Raw genomic sequence first — 11,823 nt, forward strand, 5'->3', positions numbered from 1 at the left:
ATATGAATTTATTCAAAAAAAGTTTATTAAGTCCTGCGGTTGCTTTACTTTTATATTCAAGTGCAATGGCAGATGATTTGACTTATTCAATAGAAAAACAATCTTTAAAAGATGCTATTGAAACAATCTCAAAAAAAGCAAATAAACCATATATCGCAAATAGTGCACTTTTTGAAGGAAAAACCTCAAATGCAATAAAAGATATAAAAGGAACAAAAAATGCTTTAGATGAGATACTAAAAAATAGTGGTTTAGAAGCAGTTATCGAAGATGGGGCGATTATTATAAAGAAAAAAGTAGTTGTGGGAAGTGGAACGGTACTTGAAGATATTAATATAAATGAGGTGTATACTTTAGGAAAAAATACTGAAAATACTAATTCCTATACAACAGGAAGTATGAATACAGCAATGAAACTGGATTTATCTATAAAAGAAACTCCACAATCGGTGAGTGTTGTTACTCAACAACAAATAGAAGATATGGGATTATCAAATATAACAGATGTTGTAAATAGTGTTACGGGACTTAGTTCTAATAATTTGGATAGTGAAAGAAATAGTTATTCTGCTAGAGGATTTGGAATAAATAATTATCAAATTGATGGTGTAACAACAACTTATGAAAATGGCTTTATGACAGGTGAAACTTCTCAAGATTTAACTATGTATGATAGAATTGAAGTTGTTAGAGGAGCAACAGGATTATTAACAGGAGCTGGAAATCCAAGTGCTGCTATAAATTTAATAAGAAAACATGCAGATTCAAAAGAATTTAAAGGAGATGTTTCTTTCCAAGGTGGGTCTTGGGACAAATATAAAGGTACTTTAGATGTTCAAACCCCACTTGATGAAAAAGGAAAAGTAAGAGCTAGAATTGCAACAAGCTATGAAGAAAAAAAATCATTTATAGATTATTATGAAAATAAAAAAACAGTTCTATATGGAGTTGTTGATGCAGATATAACAGATAATACAAGAGTTTCTCTTGGTGCAGGTTACCAAAAAAATGATCCAAGAGGAAGTATGTGGGGTGGATTACCTTCAAAATTCAGTGATGGAACGTCTACAAATTGGGATAGATCAAAATCAACTGCTTCTGATTGGACATATTGGTCTTCGGAAAATAAAAACTATTTTACAAATATTGAGCATTATTTTAACAATGATATAAAATTATATGGAGCATATTCATATTCTAATAATAAAGGAGAATCAAAACTTTCTTATATTTCAGGAAAGTTAGATAAAGATACAGGAAGTGGATTGACTGCATCTTCTATTCAAGGTTATGATTCTTCTCAAAAACAATACAATATTGATATGTATGCTTCTATACCTTTTCAAGTAAATAAATTAGATCATGAAATAGTAGCTGGACTTATGTATAGTAAACAAAATTTAGAAGCTTATAATATTCCCCCTATTTCTGGTAGTTTTGATAGAACTATAAGTAATTTTTATACATTTACTGGTATTGTCGAACCCACATGGGGAAGTTCAAATCAAGTTGTTGATTCAAATGTCAAACAAACAGCAGCTTATTTAGTTGGTAGATTTTCTATAACTGATGATTTAAAATTTATTGCTGGAAGTAGAATCACTACTTGGGAGAGAGATTTATATTATTATGGTCAAACTCAAAACTATGATTATAATAATATTTTAACACCTTATGCAGGTTTAGTTTATAACATCAATGATAATTATACTATTTTTACAAGTTACACTGATATTTTTAACCCTCAAAATGCAAGAGATAAAGATGGAAAATATCTAGATGCAATTGAAGGCAAAAACTATGAAACTGGTATAAAAGGATTATTTTTTGAAGATAAATTAAATGCAAGTTTTTCAGTTTTTAGAATTGAACAAGATAATTTAGCCCAAACAGATCCAAGTGGTGCTTTTATTCCAGGTACTACAACACAAGCAAGTATCGCGGCAGAAGGAACAACAAGTAAAGGGTTCGAAATTGATATAAATGGAGAAATTACTGATAATTGGAATTTAAGTGTTGGATATTCTCAATTTGAAGCAAAAGATACTGATGCTAATAACATAAATACTTCATTCCCTAGAAAAACTTTTAATGTTTTTTCAAAATATAATTGGGATAAATTTAGTTTAGGTGCTGGAGCAAATTGGAGAGATAGAACTTATAATAATGGAGTTGAGCAAGAATCATATATTTTAGTAAATGCAATGGCTAAATACAAATTTGATAAAAATTTATCAGTTCAATTAAATGCTAATAATATATTTGATGAAAAATATTATGCAAATATAGGATTTTATAATCAAATCTCTTATGGAGATCCAAGAAATTATACTCTTACTTTAAACTATTCATTTTAAAAATATAAAGGAAGGAATCTTCCTTTATAAACTTAAACTTATAGTGCTGTGGATTAATATTTATGTGTTCGTTTCTTATCCGATAAGAATTATGAAAATTAAACTCTTTCAACTAAAATCCACAGGCTATTATCTAGAATATTTAAAAATTTTTCCTTTATACGGTTCATCTAAATAATCTGTATTTTCAGGTTCAAATGATATACAGTTAAAGCCATATTTTTCCATTTTGCTTGTAAATTTAGCTTGATATCCTCTATTTGGATTTACTAAAATAACCTTACAATTCAAATTTGCATGGGCATTTATAAAACTTGATAATAATTCAGGATGGTTTCTTTCATATAATAAATCACTACCTATGATAAGATCAAATTTTCCTAATTTATCTGAATAGTTATTCTTCCAATCTACTCTTACAAAAGGTATTTCTTCATCTTCATTTAGTTCTGTATTAATATCTAAGAATTTTTCAGCTTCAGGATGATAATCTGTTGCAGTTATGTCAGCGTCGAGATGGTTTAAAATCAGACTTGATAAGCCTATGCCACAACCAACCTCTAAGATTCTTTTATTTTTGAAATCATAGTCATAAATAAAATTAGCTAGAACTTCGCTAGAAGGCCAAAGAACTCCAAAAAGTGACCAAGATGCACTTGAAATACCTAGCTTTTCAGCTATTTTATTTTCATCTTTAAATTGTTGTTTATCTTTCAATGTCCTTAGATGAATATCATCTTCCCCAAACTCAATGGTTTGATATTTAAATCTAATATTTTTCATGACTCTGGTAAAGCTCTAATACTTTTTCTAAATTTAACCATTTCATAGGTTTCATATTTTGTTTTTTCATCGCAATTCCTTAAATTTTTTTGGCTTAATAAAAAGTTTGATTTATATAAAGTAGAGTTTAAATATAGTTATAAATAAAGGTAAACAATATATTTTCAAACCCATATATTGCCTTTGGATTGATTCTATCCAAAAAATTATTTTAAAGCAAATTTATCTAAGTTTTTAATGACAAAAGATGTATTTTCAATAAAAGGAATTTAGAAGAAAATCTTAATACTAATATAATATATGATATTTTTTGATTTTGAATCATAGAATAATTAAGAAAATAATAAAGTTAATTTTAATTATGAAAATAAAATTGTGATAATATTAAAAAATTAAAATAGAAAAAAGTAGAAATATGAGTAAATGTAGTTGTAATGATAGTGATAAATGTATTTTACATTGTGAAAAAGATGATTGGTATGAAATTGATGATAATGGAAATAAAAACTGGGATAAATCAGAAGGAAATATAAACTTATTTTGGAAGATATTCTATGAAAAATATGATTCAATACAAATTTTATTTGTAATAAAAAATGTTGTATTTCCTAAATTTGAATCGCAAGGCTTAGCTAAACAAAGTCCTAGAAAAATAGTATTTGAATATATAAATAATTCTTTAAAATTTGAAAATTGTACTTTTGAAGATGAAATATCTTTATATAAATATATACATAAATTAGAATTTAAAGAATGTAAATTTTTAGCTAATTTTGAATTATCAAAAAATGATATTGAAAAAGGACTTACTTTTATAAATTGTACTTTTAACAAAAACTTAATTTTAAAAAATGTTACATTTAAAATAGGTTCAAAAGTTAGAATTAAAAATTGTTCGATGATTGAAAATGTAAATTTTGAAAATACAACATTTGAAGATTTAGCTGATTTTAATAAAACATGTTTTAATGAGATTAATTTTTATAAGACTACATTTGAAGATATATCAGTTTTTACTGAAACAATATTTAATAAAAAAGTAGATTTTAAACATACTACTTTTGAGAAACTATCTATCTTTAGAAATTCTGAGTTTATAGATTCAATAAATTTAAAAGATGCAATTTTTAAAGAAAAAGCAAATTTTTTAGAAATTAAAACAGATGTTTCAAATCGTGAAACAGCAAGAATAATAAAAGACTCTTTTGAACAACAAAACAATATTATTGAAGCCAATAAATTTTATGCTTTAGAGATGAAATCAAGAGAAAAAGAGTTAGATTTTAAAGAAAATTTTTTTGAATGGTTAGTTTTTAAAATTCATGGTTTAGCTTCAAATCATTCACAAGATTGGATTTTAGCTCTATTTTGGATAATTTCATTTACATTCTCTTTTTTAACAATGGATTTTGTTAATACCCATTATTTAACTCATATTGTAGATTATATTTTAATAGATTTATTGATTTTTATAGGATTTGTTTATGGAAGTTATTTAACTATTGAATATGAAAAAATAAATAAATTTTGCTATATTGGAATATATTATATTTTTTATGCTTTTTTTTCAGGGGATTGGCTTTTAAAATGTTTTAGCAACAAATTAAATCCATTTTCAATAATGACAGGAAATGAAGAATTAACTTTTAGTGGTTTGATTTATAAAATTATCATTGCATATCTAATCTATCAATTAATTATCTCTATTCGTCAAAATACAAGAAGAAAATAGATGATAATAAAATCTTTCAAAATGAAATATATTTTATTTGAAAAACTATTTTACACTATAATAAAATAAATTTTAAAAGGAAAAAAGATGTTCGGAGTAATATTTGAAGTTGAAATAAAAGAAAACAAAAAGAATGAATATTTAAGTATCGCAGCTATTTTAAAAGAACAGTTAGTAAAGGAAGAAGGTTTTATATCAATTGAAAGGTTTCAATCATTGGTAAATGAAAACAAGCTTTTATCTTTATCTTTTTGGGAAGATGAAAAATCAATTTTAAATTGGAAGAAAAATCTTGACCATTTTGCAGCCCAAAAAAAAGGTAGAGAGTCAATTTTTAAAGATTATAGAATACGAGTTGTTGAGGTAAAAAGAGATTACACTTTACAATCAAGTGATTTCCAAGATAGATAGAAAATATGGCAGAACAATTAAAAAATTTATATTCAAAAGAGTTTATTGAAAAACTATCAAATAAACTTTTATCAATTTATTCTGATTTTAAAAAAGAAGATTTTATAAACTCTATTTTTGATAATACTTGGCAAGATTTAGAACTAAAAGCAAGGATGAGATATATCTCTACAACTTTACATAAATTTTTACCTTTTACATATAAAGAGCAACTTGAAATACTAAAAAAAGTAAAAAAGGATTTTGGTGGACTTGAAGCTATGATTTTTCAAGATTTTGTAGAAGTTTTTGGGCTTGATGATTTAGATGAATCACTAAAAGCTTTAGAAATTTTTACTGTAAATTCAAGTAGTGAGTTTGCAATAAGACAGTTTATTTTGAAATATGAAGATAAAACTATGAAGCAAATGAAACTTTGGGCAAAATCACAAAATGAACATATAAGAAGATTAGCTAGTGAAGGGTGTCGTCCAAGACTTCCTTGGGCAGTTGCTTTGCCAAAATTCAAGCAAAATCCTGCAAAAGTTTTAGAAATAATAGAATTCCTAAAAAATGATACTTCAAAATATGTTCAAAAATCTGTAGCAAATAATCTAAATGATATCTCAAAAGATAATCCAGATTTGGTGCGAAAGTTTGTAGAAAAAAATCTAGGTATTTCAAAAGAACTTGATTGGATTTGTAAACATGGTTGTCGTACACTTTTGAAAAAAGGGGATAAAGAAGTATTAGATTTGTTTAATTTTGATAAATCTCATCATATAAATCTCACGAATTTTTGTTATGATAAAACTATATTTTTGAATGAAGATTTTAATTTTTCATTTGAGATAAGTTCAGATGAACTTATTGGAAATATTAGAGTTGAATATGTTATTTATTATTTAAAATCAAATAATAATCATAATAAAAAAGTTTTTATGATTAGTCAAAATCATATAGAATCAACAAAAAAAATATTTCAAAAAAAACAGAGTTTTAAAAATATGACAACGAGAAAACACTATATTGGAACGCATTTCATAGGAATTTTGATAAATGGTGTAGAAGTTTTAAAAAAGGAATTTTTCTTAAATGACCCCCGCAATTAATTTACTTAAAAAAAATAAGTGTGATTTTAAAATTCACAAATATGACCACGACCCTGAGTGTACAAATTTTGGTGATGAAGCTGTAGAAAAATTGGGATTAGATGCTAATCAAGTATATAAAACTTTACTTGTAGAATTAACACCAAAAGAGTTGGTAGTTTGTGTTTTACCTGTTGCAAATCAGCTTTCATTAAAAGAGGTCGCTTCTGTTTTTGATGTTAAAAAAGCTGTGATGGCTGCTAAAGATGAAGCACAAAAAGTAACTGGTTATTTACTTGGAGGAATTTCACCTTTGGGTCAAAAAAAAGTACATCGAACAGTTTTGGATGAAAGTGTAAATACCTTTAAAACGATTTTTATAAGTGGTGGAAAAAGAGGTGTTGATATAGAAGTAAATCCCAATGATTTAAAAAAATTACTAAATGCAAAGATTGGAAAAATAGTTTCTTAAAAATAATAATTATTTAACAAATATTTAAGATTTAAAAGGTAGTATCTATAAAAAACTCTTTTTTAAGGATTTAAATATGGCTACACACGATATTAATGCTATTTGTTCTCAAATTTTAACAACTGAAGATTTAGTTGTTGAAGAAGAACTTTTTCAAGAAGTTATAAACAATAAAATTGTTACAAAAATCTTGGATAATAAAGGCTCAAAATATATAAAAATTTTCTCAAAAGAGCAACTATTTTTATCCCATATAACACCGCTTTTACATAATTTTGGTTTTGAAATAATTGATGAAGTTACATATAATGTTATGGATAAAAAAGATACTATTTTTATTTCGAGATTTAATCTAAGTAATCCAAATCTAGAAAAAATTGAATTAGCAAAAAGTAACATTGAAGATATAATAACTTTTTCTTTAAAAGACACAACAGTAAAACATTCAAAAGCATTTTCATTAGTTTATGAAGAGAATTTTGATTTAAAAAAGATAAATATACTAAGAGCTTTTATAGAGTATATCGGACAAGCTGTACTTACTATAAATACAGCAGCAATATTAAATGCTTTAACTACACATCATGAAATAACAGCTTTATTTATAGAGTATTTCATAACAAAATTTGATCCAAAAATAAAAAATAGAAAAAATCAACTTGAAAATATAGAAGAAAATATAAAAGAAAAAATAAAACTTGTGCCACATATTTTAGATGATAGAATTTTGAATTTGATGTTATCACTTTTAAAATCTCTTTTAAGAACAAACTACTTTTTAAATAGACAAACTATCTCTTTCAAAATTGATACTAAAACATTTGGTAAAGATTTAAAAGGTTTACAGCCAAATTTAGAAAACTTTATTTATCACAGTGATTTTTATGGAGTTCATTTACGAATGACAAAGGTTTCAAGAGGAGGACTAAGATGGTCCGATAGACATGATGATTATAGACAAGAAGTAAAATCATTGATGATTACTCAAGAAGGTAAAAACTCTATTATTATTCCAAATGGAGCTAAAGGTGGGTTTGTAATAAATAAAGATTCAAGTGAAGTTACAAAAGATTATTTTAAAGAGATTTATTCATTTTATATAAATGCAAATCTTGATTTAGTTGATAATATGATTGATGGAGAAGTTGTTAAAAATCCAGATGTTGTTTGTTATGATGAAGATGATGCTTATTTTGTAGTTGCAGCTGATAAGGGAACGGCTTCTATGAGTGATGTTGCAAATGGTATAGCAAAACAGAGAAATTTTTGGTTAGGTGATGCCTTTGCAAGTGGTGGAAGTAATGGTTTTGGACATAAAGAGTTAGGAATAACAGCGCGAGGTGCTATGGTTTCAACTACTAGATTTTTCATAGAAGAGGGAATTGATATTCATAAAGATGAAATTAGTGTTGTTGGAATTGGTTCTATGAGTGGAGATGTTTTTGGAAATGGTATGCTTGAATCTGAAAAATTCAAACTTGTTGGAGCTATTTCTCAAAAAGAGATATTTATTGACCCAAATCCTGATATTAAAAAATCATATCAAGAGAGAAAAAGACTTTTTGAATCACGTGATGGTGGTTGGGCAAATTACGATTTATCATTGATTTCAAAAGGTGGTGGGATTTTTAAAAGAAGTGATAAAGAAATAGAGTTAAGCAGTGAGATTCAAAAGCTTATTAAATGCACAAAAAAGAGTATTTCAGGTGAAGAGTTATGTAGAAAACTTTTAACTTTAGATGTTGATTTATTGTTTAATGGAGGAGTTGGAACTTACGTTAAAGCAAGTGATGAAAATAATCTTGATTTAGGTGATAAACAAAATGAAGCTGTAAGAGTTGATGCCTGTGATTTAAGAGCAAAAATTGTTTGTGAAGGTGGTAATTTAGGATTTACTCAAAAAGCAAGAATGGAGTATGCATTAAATGGCGGAAGAATAAATCAAGATGCAATTGATAATGCAGGTGGAGTTAATACTTCAGACCATGAAGTAAATTTGAAAATTTTACTTAATATCATAAAAAATCAAGGTATTTTAAATGAAAAACAAGCAAATGAAACACTTCATTCATTAAAAGAACAAGTAGTTCAACTTGTTTTAAAAAGCAACTATGACCAAGCTTGTATGATTTCTATTGATGAGCAATTCTCAAGAAAATATCCAAATGATTATATAAAATCAATAGAAGTTTTAGAAAATAATGTAGAAGCTTTTAATAGAAGAGATTTTTATGTTCCTAAAAATGAAAATTTAAGTGATATTATTGATATAAATGGTTCTATCGTTAGACCTGTTTTATCATCTTTATTATCATATAGTAAGATTTTTATGAAGAAAATTTTATTGGATTCTACTTTAGTTGATGAGCCATTTGCATTACAATATTTGTTTAGATATTTCCCTCAATCATTTGTGGGAGCTTATGAACAACAAATTATAAATCATCCATTAAAAAGAGAAATCATTGCTACAATGATGGCTGATATTGTAATAAATCATCAAGGAATAACTTTCTTATCAGATTATGCAAAACTTGGAAATGATAAATTTTTATTGAAAATAAAATCATATCTAGTTGTAAAACTTTTATTTGGTTCAAAAGAAATAAGACAAAAAATATATGACCAAGATACTATTATGAGTGTTGATGTTCAATATAAACTTATAAATAAACTTGAATATATTTTATATGCAAGTACAAAATGGATGGTAAAGTATCTTCAAAAAAATCAATTAGATGCAGCTCATATACTTGACCATAAAACGGAACTTTTTACTTTATTATCAGAAGTTCATAAACAAAAAGTTGAAGTTTTAATAAAAGATGATGATGCTTTCAATAAATTTTATAGTGTTATTGATTATTTAAGATTTGCAATTGCAGCTATTATTATAAAAGAGAATACTCCCCATTCTTTCAAAGATGTAATAGTTTTATTTTATTCATTAATCCATGAATTTAATATTTTAGAAATGATAATGTCATTAAATAAAGTAAAAATAGCAAATTCTGTGGATATGGCACTTAGAAATCAAGTTTTACAATTTATTGAGTATATTGTTGTTCATTACACAAAAAGGGTATTAGATTTTCAAAGGGTAAATGAAGCACCTGATGTTGCTTTTACAAACTTTATAGCAAATGAAAAAGATAAATTTCATAAAATTAGGGAACATTTAGATACATTTATGACAAAAGAGAATAAAGAGTTAAAAGATATTGCTGTAACTGTAAATCAATTGATGGTGTCTTTAATATAAGAAAATTTTATAATTTATATATAAAGTTTTTATTAGATATACTAATGAAAACTTTAAAAAGGAGTTAATTATGAGTAAGTTAAATAATGGTGAACCTAGTTTACATAATATTGATGACTATAATGGAAAAGAGTCAAAAGAGAAAAAGAACACTGTAAGATTAGTAATTATTCTTTGTTTAGTTGTAGCTGCTTTTGTGGTTTACTTCAAATCAACATCAGTTCCAACAGACTATGTGGGAACTCCTGAAAATCCAGGTATAAATACTACTAAAAAATAAAACCCTAATAAGATAAAAGAATTTGAAAATTTTCAAGTTCTTTTATCTAAGGGCACTTCTAATATACTACACATAATTTACAAATATTTTTAAAATAAAAGGAAATTTAAATGAAAAAAACAGATGATAAGTCTTATATTAAATGCAAATGTTAGTTCAATTAAATCAATATCATCAAAATACAAAACACTCTTATTTATCAGTACGAACAAATCCAAATCGTATAGATTGGAATAATCCTCCTAATAGATTTAAAAACTATTCAGAAAGTTTTCAAAGAATCCATTTAGATTCACAAAATTTAAATTACAATTTTTTATATTTAGTTTCAGGAATTACAGCAAAAAAAACTTATCCGGGAATTGAATATTATTTAAGAGTAAATCCTAGTGCAGGAGCTTTATATCCAAATGAAATATATTTTCAAGTAAGAAATGTAGATGGATTTGAAGATGGAATTTATCATCTTGAAGTTTCAACTTCAAGTGCTGTGAAACTTCAAGAAATAGAGAAAGATGAAGGAATAGAAAATATTTTATGTTTTGATTTTTATGTTGAAGGTTTTATATTTTTTATTTCATCTTTATATTTTCGTTCATCATGGAAATATAAAAATAGAGCATTTAGGTATTGTTTATTAGATGCAGGGCATTTAATAGGAAGTATTGAAGCTAGTGCTTATTTATTTGATAAAGAGTTTGAAGTTATTTATGATTTTTCTAAAGAGAATTTAAACAGCTTTTTTTCTTTTGATGAAAAAGAATTTTTTAACTCTATTTGTTTAGTAGGAAAGAAAAAACAAGGGAAGAAAAACTCTTTTAATTTAAATGTTCCTACAATAGATGGAAGCAGTTACGAAGAAGAAAAAATCTCTTTTTTTGTAAAAAATGAGTTGATAGAACAAGCTTATAAAGATAGTTTAAAAGTAAAAGATAAAAGTATAGAGAATAAAAAATCAAATTTTTATTTCCAAAAAGAGAAATTTCAAGATACGATTTTCAAAAGAAGGTCGATTAGAGAGTTCACAAAACAGGCTATTTCTAAACTTGAATTTGAATCAATTTTAAATATTTTAAATGAGCCAATAACAAGTGATTGTGATGAGCAAGTTGATATTTTTTATACTATAAATAGGGTAGAAGGATTACCTTTGGGACTTTATAGAAATGGAAAATTAGTAAAAAATGGAGACTTTATACAAAAAGCAGGATATTTATGTTTAGAGCAAGATTTAGGAAAAGATAGTGCAGTTACATTTTTTCTTACTTCGAAAAGTCAAAATTATCAAGAAGCTTATCAAAAAGCTGGGATTATTGGTCATAGATTATATTTAGCTTCTAATTATTTACAAATATCTTGTAGTGGAATAGGAGCTTATTATGATGATGAAGTTTGTGAACTTTTAGAAGAACAGACGATGGTTTTATATGCTCTTGCAATTGGGAATTAAAAGTTT

General features: G+C 25.7%; 9 protein-coding genes. 8 read left to right on the top strand and 1 reads right to left on the bottom strand.

All coding sequences use genetic code 11. From position 1 onward, the window contains the following. The first annotated feature begins 2 nt into the window (after positions 1-2). On the top strand, positions 3-2,357 hold the full coding sequence (locus tag AAQM_RS03545; RefSeq protein ID WP_129094811.1) for a TonB-dependent siderophore receptor: 2,355 nt from the start codon (positions 3-5) through the stop codon (positions 2,355-2,357). Between the two features lie 129 nt (positions 2,358-2,486). Here the strand turns inward: AAQM_RS03545 and AAQM_RS03550 are convergent, their stop codons facing one another. Further along, positions 2,487-3,140: a class I SAM-dependent methyltransferase gene (locus AAQM_RS03550; protein ID WP_129094810.1), complete on the bottom strand. Its 654-nt coding sequence runs from the start codon at positions 3,138-3,140 to the stop codon at positions 2,487-2,489. 415 nt (positions 3,141-3,555) lie between these two features. Here AAQM_RS03550 and AAQM_RS03555 point away from each other — a divergent pair, with 415 nt between their 5' ends. The 7 genes from AAQM_RS03555 (at position 3,556) to AAQM_RS03585 (ending at position 11,817) form a co-directional block, all read left to right on the top strand. Next, the gene (locus tag AAQM_RS03555) at positions 3,556-4,872 is read left to right on the top strand and encodes a pentapeptide repeat-containing protein (protein ID WP_129094809.1); all 1,317 of its coding nucleotides are present in this window, start codon (positions 3,556-3,558) and stop codon (positions 4,870-4,872) included. 87 nt (positions 4,873-4,959) lie between these two features. Continuing rightward, positions 4,960-5,283 carry an antibiotic biosynthesis monooxygenase family protein gene (locus tag AAQM_RS03560; protein WP_129094808.1) on the top strand — a complete coding sequence of 108 codons (324 nt, stop codon included), beginning with the start codon at positions 4,960-4,962 and terminating at the stop codon, positions 5,281-5,283. Positions 5,284-5,288: 5 nt separating this feature from the next. After that, a complete protein-coding gene (locus tag AAQM_RS03565; protein ID WP_129094807.1) occupies positions 5,289-6,374 on the top strand; it encodes a DNA alkylation repair protein in 1,086 nt (361 codons plus the stop codon). Next, a complete protein-coding gene (gene ybaK / locus AAQM_RS03570) occupies positions 6,358-6,825 on the top strand; it encodes a Cys-tRNA(Pro) deacylase (RefSeq protein WP_129094806.1) in 468 nt (155 codons plus the stop codon). Before AAQM_RS03565 ends, ybaK begins: the two co-directional genes overlap by 17 nt. A 76-nt stretch (positions 6,826-6,901) precedes the next feature. Further along, on the top strand, positions 6,902-10,087 hold the full coding sequence (locus tag AAQM_RS03575; protein ID WP_129094805.1) for an NAD-glutamate dehydrogenase domain-containing protein: 3,186 nt from the start codon (positions 6,902-6,904) through the stop codon (positions 10,085-10,087). 70 nt (positions 10,088-10,157) lie between these two features. Further along, positions 10,158-10,367, top strand: coding sequence for a hypothetical protein (locus tag AAQM_RS03580; RefSeq protein WP_129094804.1), 210 nt, complete (start codon positions 10,158-10,160; stop codon positions 10,365-10,367). Between the two features lie 148 nt (positions 10,368-10,515). Continuing rightward, positions 10,516-11,817: a SagB family peptide dehydrogenase gene (locus tag AAQM_RS03585; protein ID WP_129094878.1), complete on the top strand. Its 1,302-nt coding sequence runs from the start codon at positions 10,516-10,518 to the stop codon at positions 11,815-11,817. The last annotated feature ends 6 nt before the right edge of the window (positions 11,818-11,823 follow it).

Origin of the sequence: Arcobacter aquimarinus (genome assembly GCF_013177635.1) — a bacterium.
Classification (GTDB): Bacteria; Campylobacterota; Campylobacteria; order Campylobacterales; family Arcobacteraceae; genus Aliarcobacter; species Aliarcobacter aquimarinus.

Excerpts from the sequence above, each read along its gene's own strand:
- AAQM_RS03555 (WP_129094809.1), top strand. The coding sequence starts at position 3,556 with ATGAGTAAATGTAGTTGTAATGATAGTGATAAATGTATTTTACATTGT.
- AAQM_RS03550 (WP_129094810.1), bottom strand. The coding sequence starts at position 3,140 with ATGAAAAATATTAGATTTAAATATCAAACCATTGAGTTTGGGGAAGAT.
- ybaK (WP_129094806.1), top strand. The coding sequence starts at position 6,358 with ATGACCCCCGCAATTAATTTACTTAAAAAAAATAAGTGTGATTTTAAA.
- AAQM_RS03575 (WP_129094805.1), top strand. The coding sequence starts at position 6,902 with ATGGCTACACACGATATTAATGCTATTTGTTCTCAAATTTTAACAACT.
- AAQM_RS03585 (WP_129094878.1), top strand. The coding sequence starts at position 10,516 with ATGTTAGTTCAATTAAATCAATATCATCAAAATACAAAACACTCTTAT.
- AAQM_RS03545 (WP_129094811.1), top strand. The coding sequence starts at position 3 with ATGAATTTATTCAAAAAAAGTTTATTAAGTCCTGCGGTTGCTTTACTT.
- AAQM_RS03580 (WP_129094804.1), top strand. The coding sequence starts at position 10,158 with ATGAGTAAGTTAAATAATGGTGAACCTAGTTTACATAATATTGATGAC.
- AAQM_RS03565 (WP_129094807.1), top strand. The coding sequence starts at position 5,289 with ATGGCAGAACAATTAAAAAATTTATATTCAAAAGAGTTTATTGAAAAA.
- AAQM_RS03560 (WP_129094808.1), top strand. The coding sequence starts at position 4,960 with ATGTTCGGAGTAATATTTGAAGTTGAAATAAAAGAAAACAAAAAGAAT.